Genomic DNA, 17,622 nt, shown 5'->3' with positions numbered 1-17,622 from the left:
GGATCAGTCCGCGACCTGGCGGATCTGCCGGAACAGCGCCTCGGCCGAGAGCCGCTTCGCCGCGCCGGTCGGGCAGGCATCGACACAGCGCGGGCCGCCCTTGATGCCGGTGCACATGTCGCACTTCACGGCCTTCTTGACGACATCGCCTTCGACCTCGGGCTGGCGCTGGCCCGGTGCCGCGCCGAGGCCCAACAGCAACCACAGCAAGCCACCGCCGGGCTTCGGCGGCGCTTCTGGCGCCATCTGGATCACGCCGTAGGGGCAGTTGCGCTGGCAGTTGCCGCAGCCGATGCAAGCTTCGCTGATGGTGACTTCGCCGCCGGGACCGCGACGGATCGCGTCGGGCGGGCAGTCCTTCATGCAATGCGGGTTCTCGCAGTGGCGGCAGGCCACCGGCAGATGCACGCGGGCGAAGGTGGCGCCGGCCTCACGCTTCAGGCGCGAGGTGCCGCCGTGGGATTCCGCGCAGGCTGTCTCGCAGTTGTTGCACTGCACGCACAGGCCTTCGTCGATGACGAGCAGGTCGGAGGCGTCACCCACGCCCTGCTTCAACAGGAAGCGCGACAGCGCGCTGCCGTCCTCGACGTCCTGCTCGGCGGCGATGTTCTGCTCGGTGCGCGCCTGCATGATCGCTTCCAACGCCTTGCGCAGCGCCGGCGTGGACTGGATCTGTTTGCGGATGCCTTCGGCCTCGAACACCAGCACTTCGGTCAGCACCGAGGCCGTCACCGTCGCGGTGCGTGCACCACCGTCGAGCATGGCCATCTCGCCGACGTAGTTGCCGGCGCTGACATAGGCGAGCACGCGGTCTTCGCTCTTGATGCGCTTCGACACGGCCACCGAGCCGCGGCGGATCAGGTAAAGGCCGTCGGCGGGGTCGCCTTCCTTGAACAGCACCTGCCCGGCGTTGAAGCGCTTCAGCGTGACGCCGCGGTCGATCATCGCGTCGATCACCTCGGTGCCGAGCAGCGGGCCGATGTAATTGAACACCGCGTTGCGGACGAAGGCCTGGTCGATCTTGTCGCGCAGGCGCTCCGAAGCGCTCATCAGCTTGAGCATCGTGCGGCGCGGCGTTTCGATCAGCACGCAGTTCAGGCCGGCCGACACGGTGGCGGTGCGGCGGCGGCCGGAGAGCAAGCCCATCTCGCCGAAGAAGCGCCCGGCGCCGAGGACGACGGCGCGACGGTTGCCCTCGTCGCCGTCGGTGTCGATCTGCACGTTGCCGCCGATGATCGACCAGAAGCTGTTGCTGTAGTAGCTCTTCTTGAAGACCACGGCGTCCTTCGGCAGCACGTGGACGGTGCTTTCCAGGAGCAGTTCGCGACGCTGCAGTTTGGTGAGCGCGCCGAGCAAGGGGTGGCGGCCGATCTCGTCGACCACCACCGAGGCCGCCACGCCGGGCCGCCAGGCCTTCAGGCGGTCGCGCAGCAGGGGCTCGTCCACCGGTTCGACCACGTCGCCGTTGATGGTGTCGACGACCTCGTGGCCCTGGTTCATCGCCTGTTTGATCAGCGGGTAGCCGCCCAGCGCGCCGACGACGAACAGGCCAGGAACGTTCGATTCGTAGGCCTCGGACAGCACAGGGATGGCCGAGGGGTCCTCGTTCGGGAACTGCACGCCGAAGCTCTCGACCAGCTTGCGCGGCGGGATGGCGCCGGCACGGACGATGATGCGATGGCACGGGATGCTCTGTTCGCCGACCTTGCCGTTGAACACGAAGCTCATCAGCGGCGGCTTCGCGCCCGGCGCGAGCTTCGGATCGGCCGGCGGGGGATCGACACGCGCGGCGAAGGCCGAATGCCAGATGCGCACCTTGCCGGCGCGCTCCTGCGCCTGGATGGCGTCGCGGTTGGCGTCCTTGCAGACCGTGAACTCTTCCTGCCGGTTCATCAGGTGCACGGTGTTCTTCGCGATCAGGCCCATCGCGTTCTCGATGCCGGCATCACCGGCACCGACCACGATGACCGTCTCGCCCTCGTACTCGTCCGGGTCGGAGAGCGTGTACTGGACGTTGGGGTGCTCCTCGCCCGGCACGCCCATCTTCCGCACGTTGCCCTGCAGGCCGATGCCGAGGATGACGTTGCGCGTGGTGTAGCTGCTGCCGTCCTCGCAGCGCACCGTGAATGGCGCGGCCTTCGGATCGCGGTCGATGCCGTTGACGCGCTTGCCGTGGAGGATGTGGATGCCCTGCGCGGTGAGTTCGTCGTTCCAGGTGCCGAGCACGGTCTCGCGCTTGCCCGCCGCGAAGCTCATGCCGCTTCGCAGCGGCAGGAACCCGGGTTCGGCCATCACGTGCTTGCCCTTCTGGTACTTGAAGATCGTGTCCGACGGATGCGGCGCGGCCTCCAGCAGCACGTAGCGGTTGCCGCGGGCGGCAGCGCGCGAGGCGGCGGAGAGGCCGGCGGGACCGGCACCGATGATGACGACGTCGTACTCGGCGGGACGATCAAAGGCGCGCACGGCCATGGCTCAGCCCTCCGTTCCGGCGGGCGCGCGGACGGCACCGGCCAAGGCATCGAGGGCCGCGCGGAAGCGCTCGGCCCGGTAGGTGTCTTCGCCCGCCAGCGTCTCGCGGGCGCGGGCCAACAGGGGCCGCAGCGCGGCCGCATCCGCCAGCTGGCCGTCGGCAGCAAGCTGCTCCAACAGCGGTGCAATGGCCATGTAGGCCTGCTCCGCGCCGGCGTAGTCGCTGTACTCGCCGCTGCGGCCGATGGCGATCAGGCGCTGCAGCACCGCGCGCATCTGCGCGGCGTCGAAGGCCTGAGCACGGAGCACCGGCACCAGCGCATCGAGCCGCGCGATCAGTCGCCGCAGCGCGGCCTGCGGGTCGCCCTGCCCGGCCGACACGGCGGCATGCACGCCGCGAACTTCGTTGCGGAAGGCCGCGGCCTGGTCAGGCACCACGGCCTCGGTGATGGCGCGCACCATCAGCAGGTGCCCGTCGTTGACGCGCACGCGGCCCGGGCCGATGCCCAAGCGCGGCGACCAGCGGTTGCTGCTCATCGGCTTGTGGCAGGCGTGGCAATCGAAGGCGGAGAGTTCCGGGAAGAGGCCGTCGCGGCCGCGCGTCGGGTGCGCCAACGTTTCGAGCATCGCCTTCGCGCCGAACAGCTGGCCCAAGGCCCACACGCGCCCGGCGGAGAAATCGCCCTTGCGCTGGCGCCAGTCGGCATCGATGGCGTAGTGCGGCGGCTGCAGCGCGGCGAACGTGCCCACTTCGAAACCGAGGCGCGGATGGCCGGCGCCCATGATCCGGTGCGTCACCCAGCGGTCGCCGTCGCCCACGTGGCAGGACGTGCACAGCCGCGCCTGACCCACCGGATCGGGGGTCGGGTACAGGCCGTTGGCGAGGTTCTTCGCGTGCGACGCGTCGGATGAGGTGTGCGACGCCACCCAGCGCTCCGCCGGGCCGTGGCAGCCTTCGCAGCTGATGCCATCACTGAGGACGAAGCGCTCCCCGCGCTGCTCGGCCGGCGGCGCGTAGGCGTGGCAGGCGAGGCATTCCGGGGCTTCATGCGCCTGCGTCGAGAGGCCCAGCTTCCGCGCGATCGACACGCTTTGTGGCGTCAGCAACGTGGCGTAGGCGCGGGTGTGGCGGTCGAGGCGCGCCCAGGTGGTGTACTCGTTGTGCAGCACCACGTCGTCCCAGGCCAGAACCGAGCCGTGGCAGGTGCTGCTGGCGCAGGTGACGGTGCCGAGGCTGGCGCCGGAGGCCCGATCGGGCATCGGCTGGCGCAGCGCGTTCTCGGCACGGATGGCGTCATCGGACGGCGTCCATGCCACCGGCGTCGAGCCTGCGTCGGACGCGGCGAGCGCAGGGAACACCGGCGCCATCGCCAGCAGCAGGACGACCAAAGCATCGCGCGGGGTCATTGACGGGCTCCAGCGGCGGGCAAGGTATTGCGGACAGCTCACACCGTCCCATCCGGGTTCAGGTACAGGCGCTGCATCTCTTCGAGGTTGAACGGCCGCGAGCCGAGCCGGCCGAACACCGCGATCTGCCCGCCGGTCTCGTCGACGGCGCGGTCGCGATCCAGCCCCTTCGAGAGGGCGATCGCCGGGCTGCGCGTGGCGCGGCTGGCGATCAGCGCCGGTTTCGGCTCCGGCGAGAACCCGTAGAAGTTCGGCTGGCTTTCCGGCGAGGTGAGCTGGATCACCCGCAGGCCGTTGCGGCCGTCGGCCACGTAGGCGAACAGCGAGGCGTTGGTCGAACCCACCACCACATCCCGCGCGTCGTTGATCACGCCGTCCGCCGTGAAGCGCGCCAGCAGAGTCGGCGCCTCCGGCTTCGTCACGTTGACGATGGCCAGCCCCTCCTCGCCCGCGGCCACGTAGGCGTAGGTGCGCGCGACGTAGACGCGGCGGGCATCCCGCAGCGGGACGGAGATCGGAAGCAGGCGCGGCACGCGCATGTCGGTGAGGTCAACGACGTGCAGACCGCTGCCGGCGGTGACGAACAGGTAGCGGAACTGCACCGCGGTGGCGCGGGCGTCGTCCAACGCGACGAAAGCCAGCGCCTTAGGCTGCAACGGATCATCGAGGTCGACCACCTGCACGCCGCGCGGCGTGGTGACGTACGCGTAATGGCCGGCGACGACGATGTGGCGGGCGCCGGTGAGCACGCCGCCCTCGTTCCACGTGGCCGCGCGCTCGAGGAAGTTATTGCGCGGCTCGCCGTCGGCGAAGGTGTCGACCTTCACCACGATCAGGCCTTCCTCGGCATCGACCACGAAGGCGTAGTGGTAGATCGGGTGGAAGGGCTGCTCCTGGTTGGTGACCCGCATCAGCTCGCCCTCGTTCTTGAACGGGGCGATCGGCTGGTTGGTGGGCAGGGCCATGCAGGTGGCGTTCTTCGACGGCACGTGGGCGTCGTGGCCCAGCGGCGAGAACGGTGCGCGGATGATCCGCTGCGAGAAGCCCTTGTTGGGCAGCGAGGCCGCGTCATACACGCGGAAGCCGCCCTCGCCTTCCGCCACGTAGACGTACTCGCCACGCATCTGGATGCACTGCGCCGGGCCATCGCTGTCGATGCCGTAGGCCTCGCGCAGCTGGCGGTCGCGCGCCTCGTGCTGCCGGTAGAAGTCCGGGTAGGCCATGCGCTGCAGGTAGCTGCCGATCACCGCCTGCGGCTCGTCGAGCTCGGTGACGTTGACGCCCTCCACATGACCCTCCTCGCCCACCAGCGCGTAGCCGCCGATGAAGTTGACGAAGTTGGTGCCCTGCAGCAGAAGCTGGGCCATGATTGCGTTGTTGTCGCCATTGCCCGAGACGTGGCAGTCCTCGCACTGCTTGGTTTCGGTGAGCCGCTCCGTATGCGGGTAATGCGGCGCGAAGGCCTGCGACGAGAAACCGCTGGAGGCTACCGGCGGCTGCTGGATGTAGATGCGCTCGCGGTTGATGTTCTGCGAGCTCAGCACCAGGGCCGAGCTGGAGCGGATCGGCGCGATGGTGTTGCCCTTCACCGTGCCGTGCAGGCCCAGCTGGAACACATCATCGCGAACGACCTGCACGTTGTAGGTGGCGTAGTTGCGCGTCTCGCCGCCTTCGTAATGGTTGCGCTCGGTCTTCCAATTGGCCTGGATCGGCAGGTGGCAGCCGGAGCAGCTGGTCGTCCACGACAGATGGCAGGTGTAGCACTCCATCTTGTCGTCGCCGTGGGCGAGCTCGGCGTCGGAGGCATTGGCGAAGGCCGCTTCCGCGTTCCATTCGCCATTGCGCGCCGCCGCGCCCATCTGCGTGAGCTTGGCGCGCGCCGCCTTCTCGTTGTAATCCGGGTTGGCCGGGTTCACCGAGTCGCGCGTGAGGCTCATCTTCCACTCGAGGTCCGGGTACAGCGCCGAACGCTGGTACAGCGCGCCGTCGCGCCACTCGAAGCGCGGCCGGCCGTCCTGGGTGCGCAGCAGGGAGAGGTCCATGCCGCCGGGGCGCGCCGCCGGGCCGGAAGTGGTGAGCGTCGGGTAGGCGCGCGCCGTGCCATGGCAGTCGGCGCAGTCGATCTCGATGGCGGCGGCCACTTCGCCGTAGATGTGGCCGTTGCCGTGCATGTCCTGCTCGAAGTGGCAGTCGACGCAGTGCATGCCCTTGTCGAGGTGGATCGACGACAGGTGCACCGCCTTGTCGAACTTCTCGGGGTCGTCGTTGGCGACCTGCGCCCCTTCGGCGTCGAGCAGGTTGCCCTCGCGGTCGCGCTTGAACACCGCGCGAAACACCCAGCCGTGGCCGTGGTAATCGGCGAACTGGGTGTCCTTCAGCGTCGGGTTGAGCCGGGAGATTTCGGCGAGGTACTCCGGGTCGGCCCACTTGCCGCGCACGACCGCCTCTTCCGGGTTGCGCAGGTTGATCTCGCGGATCTCGGCCGCCGTCGGGTAGCGCTGCTCCTCCGGCCACAGGGCCGCGGCGTCGCTCTCGTAATCCGTCTGCACGTAGCCGTAGAACGAGTTCACGTAGATGTTCGGCTGGTGCATGTGGCAGACCATGCACTGCGAAGACGGGATCGAACGCGTGAACGCGTGCTGGATCGGGCTGCCGCGCGTGCCCGCGGGGATCGTCGGGTCGACCGTCGCGGTCTGGCCGCGGTTGCCGTGAACGGCGTAGGGGCCGGAATGCCGCGGATCGCGGTCGTTGGCGTAGACCGTGTGGCAGGCGGTGCAGCCCGAGCTCCGGTAGTCGCCCGGGTTGTCGTTCGTGCCCAGCATCCACAGGTGTGGATCGTTGAGGCGCGTCTTCGTCAGGTTGATCACCGGCACCGCGATGCGGCTGCCGGTGCCCGGCCCGCGGTTCGATTGCCGGAGGTCGGGGCGGCCGGGTTCGTCGAGGCGCTGGATCTGGCCGAGCGAGTTCGGCAGGCCGACTTCAGGGAACTGTGAATTGATGACGCGGCCGCCGCGCTCGAAGACGCGGAACACGTCGGCCGGCGGCACCGTCTCCCACGCCGGCAGCGGCGCGAGGTAGGGCAGCACGCCGCGCGCGGCAAGCGCCGGGTCGGTGGCGTCGACCGGGTTCCTCAGCAGGGCCGGCGTGCCGTCGCGCGAATAGGCTTCGCCGAGGTTGTAGATCTTGTTCGGCAGGATGCCGTTGTTGTACGCCGCACCGCCCCATAGCATCGCCGACGTGGCCATCAGGCTGCGTTCCTGCGCCTGGATGATGGGCAGGTGGCAGGCGCCGCAGGCCTCGCGCGCGATGCGCAGGTCGCCGGGGTTCACGAAGCGCACGTAGGCCGGATGCTCCTGTGTCCAGCGCGCCATGGTGTGCTTGGGGTTGCCCGGCCCGTGGCCGAAGGTGCCGACGTCGGCGGGCAGCACGTGGGCCGCCTCCTTCAGCGCGGTGTAGGCCTCGCTGTCCGGCGCCTCGCTGCCGCGCCGCACGGCGGGATCGCCACCGTGGCAATCCGCGCAGCCGAGCACCACGCCGGGGTTGGCGTGCATGGTCGGCTGGTCGGTCTTTTCGTGGCAGGTCGTGCAGCCCACCGATTTCGTGTCGGCCAGCGTCTGCGGCTGCCGCGCCGGGGCCGCGGGGAACTCGTGGTAGGTGCGCTCGACCTTCTCGATGCCGGCCGAGCGCACCGTGAGCGAGACCGAGGCCAGCGCCAGCGTCACGCTCAGCGAGAACAGCGCGGCGCGCAGCCGGAAAGTGGAACGATGGACGTTGGCGTCGGTCATGGGCTCAGAAGGTCAGAAGCACGTTGACGATCCCGGAGTACAGCGTGCCCTGCTCCGTTCCGTAGAAACGCTGGAGGCCGTCGCCCGGCTTCAGCACCGCCAGCGAGCCGTTGACGACGATGTTCTGGATGAACAGCGGCCGCCACTGCACGCCCAACGAAGCATCCCAACCGATCGATTTCGGCGGCGGCGCCTCGTTGCGCAGCACGCCCAGCACCTCCGTTTCGAGGAAGCACAGATGGTTGAAGTTGCTGGTGATGCGCAGCTCCGGCGTCAGGTCGATGTCGGCGCCGACGCCGGCCAGCGCGAGGCCGGGGTTCACGAAGCTGGACTGCCCCTGCTCCTTCGACGAGCGCAGCGAGGGCAGCAGGCCGTTGCGGCCGCTCAGCGCGACGCCACCACCGCCGATCAGCGGGATGGTCTGGCGGATGAAGTAGCTGGTGTCGGCGCCGGCGAACTGCGGGTTCTCGAAGATCGCGTCGAAGCCGGTGGCCTTGCCGTCGTACGGGTCCTTGTCGCCACTGGCGTAGAGCACGCTGGCGCGCACGCGCACCCAGCTGAAATCGCGCGACAGCTCGCCGGCATGGAAGAGCGCGCGGATGCTCTGCGAGCGCTGGGCCAGCGGATGGCGCTCGTCATCACCCAGCGCGACATAGGTCGTGGTGGTGAGGTTCAGCCGCGACTTCGGGAACCATGAGGTCAAGTGCCCGTCGCCGCTGACGCCGAGGTAGGTGACGTGGTAGCGGTGCGGCCGCAGGTCGCCGAGGAAGGCCGGGCGCACCAGGAAGCCGTTGGTGTCGTAGTGGAAGCGGTCCTCGCGGTTCCGGTTGTGCACCACCGTGGCCTGCGAGGTGAAGCCGAGCCTCGGCCAATCCTGCCGGTACACGTTCGCCACGAAGACGTCGTCGTGGCGCAGCGGCTCGGTGATGTCGTTGAGGCCGCTGTTGGTGTCCTTCTCCATCCGGCGGAACCACGCGAGGTTGTACTGCCAGAAGTTGTTGTCGCGATTGCCGAACAGACGCACGCCGAAAGGCTGGTCGAGGAACAGGAAGCCGCGGAAATCGCTGGTGAAGGGCTGGATGCCGATGCGCAGGCTGTCGAAGTCGTAGCGGTCCGACACGTTGCGCAGGTGCTTGTCGTAGAACAGCTCCTGCAGCCCGAAGAAGGTGTCGGTGCGGGTGCGACCGGCCTCCGGATCGATGCGCAGCAGTCCGGACTCCTGCGCCACGACGCGGTTGATGTTGATCACCGGGACGATGCGGTACTCGTAGTCCGGCGGCTTGAAGGTGGTGTTGCCCTTGATCGCCGAGGCGCTGAGGATGAAGGTCTGCGCGCCGATCTCGAAGCGGTTGCGGCCGTAGATGTCGTTGCCCTGCCCCGGCGTGCCGATCACCTGGGCCACCGGCACCGGGAAGCGGCGCGCCTCGCCGAGCGTGTCGCTGACGAGGTTCAGCGCGAGGAACCAGTCGCTGCCCCATTCGAGGATGGGGAAATCGCCCTTAAGCACGTTCTGGTGGTAAGGGTCGTACCACGGGAAGCGGTAGCCGAGGCCCTGCATGATCCGCCAGCGGTCCGGCACGGACACCGACTCGCGCGGCAGGTTCGGCGCCGGAGCCTCGACCTGGCCGGGCTGCGGCGGCGGCAGCGTCACCAGCGGCGCGACATCGCCGCCAGGCCGCACCAGCGGCTCGATCGCCGGGGCCGGCACGCCATCCGCACCCACCACGCGCGGCGCAGCCGGCGCGCGCATCGGTTCGACGTTCCATTGGCCATCCGGCAGGCGCTCGCGCAGCAGCCAGGCGGTGCCGCCGTCGGCGCCCATGGCACCGCCGCGCACGCGCACTTCGATCCAGTCACCCTGCCCGGCGACGACTTCCAGCAAACGGCCGCGGGCCACGTCGAAGCGCGGCTCCGCATCAGCCCGTGCGGCAGCGCGCAACACGAGGCGCGGCGCCATCACCTGCACCAGCGCGACGTCGGCTTCTACGGCCACCGGCTCGGCGACCGGCGCGGCCAGGGCCGGCAGGGCCGCCACCAGCGCGAGCGCCGTGGCACAGGCGGCGGACAGCCGAAGCGGATGCAGGCGCGCGCGGAGCCGGCGAGTCATCGGCGGTCCTCCATGCGTTCGCGGCGCAGCAACTCGGGGATGCGCGGCAGCGCGGCAGTCACCGGGGCCGCTCCCGTCGTCGGCAGGTCGCCGTCGCCGCCGCAGACGTTCTGCGCATCGCTGCCGTTGAAGGGGGATTGCGGGCACTGCACGTAGCGCAAGCCGAGCTGGTCGGCGCGCTTCGCCAGCGGCGCATGGCCGAGACCGCCACCGCGCCAGCGCCCTGCTCGGGTGATGCCGAGGAAGGCGATCATGTCGTCCTGGTCGACGCCGTCGCCGGAGACGCCCACGGCCCCGACCAGCACGCCGTTGCGGTAGATCGGCACGCCGCCAGGGAAGATCTGGATGCCGTTGTCGGCACCGATGGCTGCAGCGGTGCAGCGATTGATGATCGGGCCGCCGGGCGCCAGCGACGCGGCAAGGCCTGGGAACACCAGGTCGAGTTGGAGGCCGACGTTGAACGGGCTCCAGTTCGGCTTCGGGCTGGACAGCGGGCCACGCGAACGACCGTCGATGCCATCCGGGTACATCGGCCGCGCGATGTTGCCAATCGCGCGCGCGGTGAAGGCGGTGCCGTCGGTGAAGATGGTCGGACGCTGGAAAAAGCCGACGGCCGCGCGCGGATCACCATTGAAATAGAACGCCTGCTGCGCAGCGGAGTTCGCCGCGGTGATGCGCGTCGCGGCATCGGTGCGCGAGAACAGCGCCGCCGCGCGCGCCTTCTGCAGCGAGACGTCGATGCCGAAGATCGGCGCGTCCGGCGTGCGTCCGATGCCCAGCGCCACGCCCTGCGCATCCACGACCGACACCGTCACCTGTGCCGGCGAGCCGAGCGGGATGCGGATCTGCGCGCGCGCGGCGTTCGCGACGGCGAGCGCTTCGTCCAGCAGGCTCACCACATCGTTGGCACTGAGGCCGGCCGAGGCGATCGGCGGGTAGCGGTTGCTGCCGTCCGGATTCAGCAGACCATGCGAGCCGCCGGCGAGATTGACGTTCTCGCGCGCCACGCCGGATTCCGGCAGGCCGAAGATGCGCCCGGTGCGTGCGCCGTCGGCGGCGACGTAATAGCCGCCCACATCGACAAACGCGCCGCCGCTGGGCACGGTGGCCGCGGTGGCCACGAGCCGGCCGTCGGCATCGGAGAAGCGCAGGCTCACGCCACCGGCGGTCACGCGTTCGGCGCGGATGCAATCGGGCGGGGCGAAACCGGACAGCGCCGAGTGCGCGATCACTTCCTCGGGGTCGTTGTCGAAGTCGAAGGGGAAGAGATCGAGGCTGTAGGTGGGCGCGCTGCCGGCGATCACGCCGATGCCGCCGACGACGCTGCCGCCCTTGTACAGCGGGAAACCGCCCGGGTCGGCCGACAAGCCGAGCGGCGAGCGCCGCGGGCCGATGCCCAGCGCGCTGCCGCCCTGCACGAGGTCGCCGCAGGGCAGCTGGCTGAACTGCACGCCGAACAGCGGCCCCGAGGGCACGTTGCGGATGGTCGGCGGGAAGTGATCCTGCACGATGTAGCTGGCGGTTCGCGTGCTGAAGGCCTGGCCCGACGACGACAGGTAGGCGCCGGTGACCGCTTTCGCGATCGCCGCCGCCGTGCTCGGCACGACCAGGCCTTCGAGCCCACCGCTGCTCGACACGCCACTGGTGATGCGCACGCTCGGCGCCGCGCCGTTGGTCTGGAACACGGCCAGCACGTTGCCCACCCGGTCGACCACGGCGATCGTCGCCGGCTGGTTCAAGCGCTGCGCGACATCGGCGGCCTGTGCCACCACGCGGCGCACGTCGGCGGACTCGAGACGCTGGTTCGGCAACGGCGTGCCCGGGCAGCGCGCCACCGCCTCGAACGAGGCGCCAGCCAGCAGGGCGGCGCCAACCATGGCCGCGCCGCGCAGCGCGGCGGCGCGGGGGCGACGTCGCGGCCGGCCCGATGCCGTCATTGCGCCTCCGTCGGCACCAGGCGGCCCGCGAGCACGTCCGCCTCCTGCAGCGCGGCATGGGCCGGGTGGTAGTCGTGGCACAGGCCACAGTCGGATCGCACCTGCGTCGGTTCGGCCACGGCACCGGCATGGCAGTCGCGGCAACCGGCAATACCCGGCATCAGGACCTCGCTGGCGTCCGTCGACGTGGCCGCCGCGTGGCAGGCACTGCACTCGGTCTGCACGTGCGCGGCGTGGCTGAAGCGGGCACCCGGCATCCACGGATGCACCGGCGCCACCGGATCGATCCGGTACTGCGGCAGGTCGGCCCCCGGCGAGCCGGGCGGGCCTCTCTCGGCGACGCGGGTGACGGTGTGGCAGACGGCGCAGGCGCGCTTTTCGAACAGGTCGGTGGCTTCGATGCGCGCAAGGGCCAAGGCATCGCCGGGGCGTCCGACGAATCGCGCATCGGCCGCTTCCGTCGCACCGGGCCGCTGCACGGCGCCCGGGGCGACCTCGTCGCGGCGCGGGTCGGTGTTGTTGGCGGCGAAGCTGTAGAACTCGCGGATCATCGACAGCGCGTCCTCGGCGGAGCCGTGCGGCACGCTGCGGCGCGCGAGCGATGTCTCCAGCGTGAGCGCATGGCAACTCTCGCAGTCGGTTTCGAAACGCACCGGCTCGAAGCCCAGCGCGTCCTCGGTCGCGCGATGGCAGCTGCCGCAAGCGAGCGTCTGCGGACCCTCCGGCCCGTCGATACCGGCCTTCAGGTGCACGTCGTGCGGGAACTTCAGGCCGGTCGGCTCGATGGCGGGCTCGACACCGAGGCGCAGCTTGCGCAGCGTCCCGCCGTCGCCGGCCAAGCGCACCGCGAATTCCGGATGGGCGTCGCCGAAGTCGCGCACATCGAGGAGGCCGAGTTCGGGCTTGCGTGCGGCCAGCGCCGAGTGACAATCGACGCAGGTCGGGCCGGACTGCGCGATGTTCTGCAGGGCCAAACCCTGTGGGCCCTGGTGCTCGCGGTGGCAGGCGGCGCAGCGCGGCGCCGGATCACCGGCGATCGGCGGCGAGGGTCCGCCGTGCGCCGTCACCGTGAGATGGCACGCCGTGCAGTCCTCGTCGCGAACGCGCGCGAAGGGCTCGCTGTGGCAGGCGCGGCAGTCGAGGGACAGCGCCGAATGCGCGGCATCCAAGGGGCCGGCGTCCCAGACGCGATCCCAGGCATGGGCGGTGCGATGCGCCTGGATCTCCTCCGCACTCACCGCCGTCATCCTCGGCGCGGCGTCGGCCGTCGCGCTCGCCTGCCGCTCGGCGGCCGAGTTCGACAACCACCACGGCACCAACGCCAAGGTGGCGAGGGCGGCCAGCAACAGGATCCACGACAGCAGGCGACGGCCGCGCAGGGGCCGACGCAGGGCGTCGAGCTCGGCGGCATTCGGGTCGGAGGGCGAGCTCGAGGCCATGGGCTACCAGTAGGTGAAGACCGCGAGGATGTGCGCCAGCAGGGCCCCGAGCAGCGCGAGCGACAGCGGCACGTGCACGACCAGCCAGACTTCCGTCCACGCCCGCAGGCGCAGGTAGGCGCGGATGCGCTTCAGCTGTTGCAGGCGACGGAACTGCAGCGCGAACAGATCGCGCACCTCGCGCTCGGACGCACGCAGGTCGGTGCGCAGGGATTCGACCGCTGCCGTCGTGGCGCAGCCCGGCACGCGACGGAACAGCCGACGCCAGCCCGGCAGGCCGATGGGCGCCTTGGCCGAGGCCTCGACCAGCTCGAGGAAGCGCGGCGAGATCGTTGCCGCCAGCGCGCGGGCCTGCCCGTCGATCTCGCCCAGCGCGGCGGCGTGCTGCTCCAGCGTCTTGCCGTCGAGGAGGTCGCTCATCAAGCCGGGATTGCGCAGGTAGACGCCCACGCCCCAGACGCCACTCGCGATGACCGCGACCATCAGGCCGTACGCCAGCGTGTGCACGTTCCAGCCGAACTGGAAGCCGGTGTGCAGGGTCGCGACGACCAGCAGCGAGAGCCCGAGGTAGACGTGCGCCGAAAGCCAGCCGCGCACGGTGCCCGCGCCGCCGAGGTACTGGCGTTTGCGGATGCCGAATAGCAGCAGCCAGACGATCAGCAGCGCCCCGACCGTGCCGAGGGTGTAGCCGAGCACGGTGCCGCCCCCCGGCCCGAAGCGCGGGGTGTCGACGGCGTACCAGCCGATGCTGGCGGCCATCAGCAGCGCCGACCACTTGAAGTAGCGCAGACGCTCGTGGCTCAGGATGTTGTCATTCGCCATCCGCGCGTCCCCTTGGCGAGCACCGGCGACCCCACCGCGGACCGCGGCGTGGAACGTGATGCATGGCTCGTTTTCCCCTGAGGTCGATCAGGCCGCGACGGCCCCGGAGCGTCAAGACTTTGTGCACGCGCCTCGCGATCCGACCCCGCGGCGGCGCGCCCCGCCCCCTTCCGCACGCAAGCAAAGGGCTAAACTCCGCGGCCTCATGACGCTTCCCAGACTTCCCGCCGCGCCGCTCCCCGCCCGCGGCCAGCAGCGCGCCGACTGGCGCCTCCCCGTCAACCCGACCGCTGCCGCGCTCGCGATCGTCGAACGCGCCCATGCGCACGATGGCCTGGTGGTTGCCGTCGCGCGCGACACCTCATCGGCCCTGCGCCTCGAAGCCGACCTGAAGTCGCTGGCCCGCGGGCTGCCCGTCCTGCATTTCCCGGACTGGGAGACCCTGCCCTACGACCTGTTCTCGCCGCACCCGGACATCATTTCCGAACGTGTCGCGGCGCTGTACCGGCTGCCGTCGCTCAAGCGCGGCGTGCTCGTGGTGCCGGTCTCGACCCTCCTCCAGAGGCTCGCGCCGCCGGAGTGGGTGGCCGGCAACGTGCTGGACCTCAAGAAGGGCCAGAAGCTCGACCTCGATGCCGAGAAACGCCGCCTGCAGGCCGCCGGCTACAGGCACGTGCCGCAGGTGAACGATCCCGGCGACTTCAGCGTGCGCGGTGCGCTTCTGGACCTGTTCCCCACGGGTGCCGCCGAGCCGTACCGCATCGAGCTCTTCGACGACACCATCGATTCGCTGCGCAGCTTCGACCCGGAGACGCAGCGATCGATGCACGCCATCGACGCCATCGAACTGCTGCCGGCCCGCGAGTTCCCGCTCGACGAAGCCTCCTGCAAGCGCGCCCGCGAGGCGATGCTCGACCGCTTCGACGTGAACCCGCGGCGCTGCCCGCTGGTGCAGGACCTGAAGGAAGGCGTGGCACCGGCCGGCATCGAGTACTACCTGCCGCTGTTCTTCGACAAGACGGCGAGCCTGTTCGAACACGTGCCGGCGAACGCCCTGGTGGTGCTGGACGCCGGCTGGGAGCCCGCGGCCGAGCAGCAGCTCGCGCAATGCGCGCAGCGCTGGGAACAGCGCCGCCACGACATCGAGCGCCCGGTGCTCCCGCCGGAAGACCTGTGGCTGCGCCTCGACGAGCTGCGCGCCGCACTGAACCGGCACGTGCGCATCGAGCAGGTGCCGCCGGAGCACCCGCGCTTCGAGAAGGGCCTCACCTTCGACGCGCAACCGGCGCCGAACCTGCCGCTCGCCGCCAAGGGCGAAGCACCGGCCGCGGCGCTCCGGACCTTCCTGTCGAGCTATCCGGGGCGCGTCCTGATCGCGGCCGATTCGCCGGGGCGCCGCGAAGCGCTGATCGACGTGCTGGCGGCCGCCGACCTGAAGCCCCCCACGGTGGCCGATTGGGCGTCCTTCCTTGCCAGCGAAAATCGTTACGCCATCGGCGTCGTGCCGCTCGATGCCGGTTTCGCGCTGACGGAGCCCGCCATCGCGGTGCTCACCGAACGCCAGCTGTTCCCCGAGAAGGCCGAGCAGTCGCGCCGGCGCACGCGGCGCGGGGTGCGCGACCCGGACGCGATCATCAAGGACCTGTCCGAGATCGCCGTCGGCTCGCCGATCGTCCATGAGGAACACGGCGTCGGTCGCTACCGCGGCCTCGAAGTGCTGGAAGCCGGCGGGGTGGCCGGCGAATACCTCGTCATCGAGTACGCCAAGGGCGACAAGCTCTACGTGCCGGTCTCGCAGCTGGAACGCGTGTCGCGCTATTCAGGAGCTTCGACGGAACACGCGCCGCTGCACAGCCTCGGTGGCGAGGCCTGGGAGAAAGCCCGGAAGCGCGCCGCCGACAAGGTGCGCGACGTCGCCGCCGAACTGCTGGAGATCCAGGCGCGCCGACAGGCCCGCGCCGGCCTCGCCCTGCCGGTCGACCGCGCCATGTACGAGCCGTTCGCTGCCACTTTCCCCTTCGAGGAAACGCCCGACCAGCTCAGCGCCATCGAGGCAGTCATCACCGACCTCGCCAAGCCCTCGCCGATGGACCGCGTGGTCTGCGGCGACGTCGGCTTCGGCAAGACCGAAGTGGCCGTTCGCGCCGCCTTCGTCGCGGCGGCAGCCGGGAAGCAGGTGGCGGTGCTGGTGCCCACCACCCTGCTCGCCGAGCAGCACTACCGGAACTTCCGCGACCGCTTCGCCGACTGGCCGATCCGCGTCGAAGTGCTGTCGCGCTTCAAGTCGGCCAAGGACATCAAGGCCGTGCTTGAGCAGGTGGCCGAGGGCAAGGTCGACGTGATTGTCGGGACTCATCGTCTCCTTCAGGAGGACGTCAAGTTCAAGGACGTCGGCCTCGTCATCGTCGACGAGGAGCAGCGCTTCGGCGTCCGGCAGAAGGAGCGCCTGAAGGCGCTGCGCGCCGAGGTGCACCTGCTCACGCTCACCGCCACGCCGATCCCGCGCACGCTGAACATGGCGATGAGCGGCCTGCGCGACCTGTCGATCATCGCCACGCCACCGGCGCACCGCCTCGCGGTGAAGACCTTCGTCACCCCGTGGGAGAACGAGACCGTCGTCGAGGCCTTCCAGCGCGAGCTGGCCCGCGGCGGGCAGGTGTACTTCCTGCACAACGAGGTCGACACCATCGAGAAGATGGCCCGCGACCTTCAGGCGCTCGTGCCCGACGTCCGCATCCGCGTCGCGCACGGCCAGATGGCCGAGCGCGAGCTGGAACAGGTGATGCTCGACTTCCACCGCCAGCGCTTCAACGTGCTGGTGTGCACCACCATCATCGAATCGGGCATCGACATCCCGAGCGCGAACACGATCATCGTCAACCGCGCCGACAAGTTCGGCCTCGCGCAGCTTCACCAGGTGCGCGGCCGCGTCGGCCGCTCGCACCACCGCGCGTATTGCTACCTGATCGTGCCGCCGAAGCTCACGGGCGATGCGGAGAAGCGCCTCGAAGCGCTGGCCGCCATCGAGGAGCTCGGCGCCGGCTTCATGCTGGCCACGCACGACCTCGAGATCCGCGGTGCCGGCGAGCTGCTGGGCGAGGAGCAATCCGGCCAGATCGCCGAAGTCGGCTTCAGCCTCTACACCGAGCTGCTCGAGCGCGCGGTCAAGTCGATCAAGGCCGGCAAGATCCCCGACCTCGACGCGGGCGCGCCGATCGGGCCGGAGATCAACCTCCACCTCCCCGCCCTGCTGCCCGACGACTACCTGCCCGACGTGCACGCGCGGCTGACGCAGTACAAGCGCATCAGCGCGGCGAAGAGCGCCGACCGCCTCAAGGAACTGCAGGTCGAGCTGGTCGACCGTTTCGGTGTACTGCCCGACGCCGCCAAGCACCTGTTCGCCATCAGCGAACTGAAGCTGGATGCCGCGCGCCTTGGCATCCGCAAGCTGGATCTCGGCCCGACCGGCGGGCGCCTCGTGTTCGATGCCAAGCCGAACATCGATCCGATGTCGGTGATCCGCATGATCCAGGGCCAGCCCAAGGTCTACGCGATGGACGGCCCGGAGAAGCTGAAGATGAAGCTCGAGCTGCCCGATGCACCGAGCCGCCTGCGCGCCGCGCGGGCGCTGTTCACGACGCTGGCGCAGGGCTGAG

At 70.1% G+C, this 17,622-nt stretch carries 8 protein-coding genes; 1 reads left to right on the top strand and 7 read right to left on the bottom strand.

Annotated elements, in window-relative coordinates; genetic code table 11:
- Positions 1-3 precede the first annotated feature (3 nt).
- From O9280_RS10980 to O9280_RS10950, 7 genes are read right to left on the bottom strand one after another with little or no spacing between them, the layout of a single operon-like run.
- Positions 4-2,469 (bottom strand): cyclic nucleotide-binding domain-containing protein, encoded by a 2,466-nt coding sequence (locus tag O9280_RS10980; protein ID WP_298342345.1) that lies wholly within the window; start codon positions 2,467-2,469, stop codon positions 4-6.
- A 3-nt stretch (positions 2,470-2,472) separates the two neighbouring features.
- Positions 2,473-3,876: a multiheme c-type cytochrome gene (locus O9280_RS10975; RefSeq protein WP_298342343.1), complete on the bottom strand. Its 1,404-nt coding sequence runs from the start codon at positions 3,874-3,876 to the stop codon at positions 2,473-2,475.
- Positions 3,877-3,914: 38 nt separating this feature from the next.
- Positions 3,915-7,661: a hypothetical protein gene (locus O9280_RS10970; RefSeq protein WP_298342340.1), complete on the bottom strand. Its 3,747-nt coding sequence runs from the start codon at positions 7,659-7,661 to the stop codon at positions 3,915-3,917.
- 4 nt (positions 7,662-7,665) lie between these two features.
- Entirely contained in the window at positions 7,666-9,768 is a 2,103-nt protein-coding gene (locus O9280_RS10965) for a hypothetical protein (RefSeq protein ID WP_298342338.1), read from the bottom strand.
- Complete coding sequence (locus O9280_RS10960; RefSeq protein WP_298342334.1) at positions 9,765-11,705, bottom strand: heme-binding protein; 1,941 nt, start codon at positions 11,703-11,705, stop codon at positions 9,765-9,767. The genes O9280_RS10965 and O9280_RS10960 overlap by 4 nt, the downstream gene beginning before the upstream one ends.
- Positions 11,702-13,144 carry a cytochrome c3 family protein gene (locus O9280_RS10955; protein ID WP_298342331.1) on the bottom strand — a complete coding sequence of 481 codons (1,443 nt, stop codon included), beginning with the start codon at positions 13,142-13,144 and terminating at the stop codon, positions 11,702-11,704. The genes O9280_RS10960 and O9280_RS10955 overlap by 4 nt, the downstream gene beginning before the upstream one ends.
- A 3-nt stretch (positions 13,145-13,147) precedes the next feature.
- Positions 13,148-13,966, bottom strand: coding sequence for a hypothetical protein (locus O9280_RS10950; protein ID WP_298342328.1), 819 nt, complete (start codon positions 13,964-13,966; stop codon positions 13,148-13,150).
- A gap of 205 nt (positions 13,967-14,171) precedes the next feature.
- On the opposite strand from O9280_RS10950, the gene mfd reads away from it, so the two are divergent.
- Positions 14,172-17,621, top strand: a complete 3,450-nt coding sequence (gene mfd, locus O9280_RS10945) for a transcription-repair coupling factor (RefSeq protein ID WP_298342325.1) — start codon at positions 14,172-14,174, stop codon at positions 17,619-17,621.
- Position 17,622: the final 1 nt, after the last annotated feature.

Origin of the sequence: Silanimonas sp., assembly GCF_027531545.1 — a bacterium.
Lineage (GTDB): Bacteria > Pseudomonadota > Gammaproteobacteria > Xanthomonadales > Xanthomonadaceae > Silanimonas.
The sequence above is the reverse complement of the archived record's forward strand: the minus strand, read 5'-3'. Positions and strand labels throughout refer to the sequence as shown.

Excerpts from the sequence above, each read along its gene's own strand:
- O9280_RS10980 (WP_298342345.1), bottom strand. The coding sequence starts at position 2,469 with ATGGCCGTGCGCGCCTTTGATCGTCCCGCCGAGTACGACGTCGTCATC.
- O9280_RS10975 (WP_298342343.1), bottom strand. The coding sequence starts at position 3,876 with ATGACCCCGCGCGATGCTTTGGTCGTCCTGCTGCTGGCGATGGCGCCG.
- O9280_RS10970 (WP_298342340.1), bottom strand. The coding sequence starts at position 7,661 with ATGACCGACGCCAACGTCCATCGTTCCACTTTCCGGCTGCGCGCCGCG.
- O9280_RS10965 (WP_298342338.1), bottom strand. The coding sequence starts at position 9,768 with ATGACTCGCCGGCTCCGCGCGCGCCTGCATCCGCTTCGGCTGTCCGCC.
- O9280_RS10960 (WP_298342334.1), bottom strand. The coding sequence starts at position 11,705 with ATGACGGCATCGGGCCGGCCGCGACGTCGCCCCCGCGCCGCCGCGCTG.
- O9280_RS10955 (WP_298342331.1), bottom strand. The coding sequence starts at position 13,144 with ATGGCCTCGAGCTCGCCCTCCGACCCGAATGCCGCCGAGCTCGACGCC.
- O9280_RS10950 (WP_298342328.1), bottom strand. The coding sequence starts at position 13,966 with ATGGCGAATGACAACATCCTGAGCCACGAGCGTCTGCGCTACTTCAAG.
- mfd (WP_298342325.1), top strand. The coding sequence starts at position 14,172 with ATGACGCTTCCCAGACTTCCCGCCGCGCCGCTCCCCGCCCGCGGCCAG.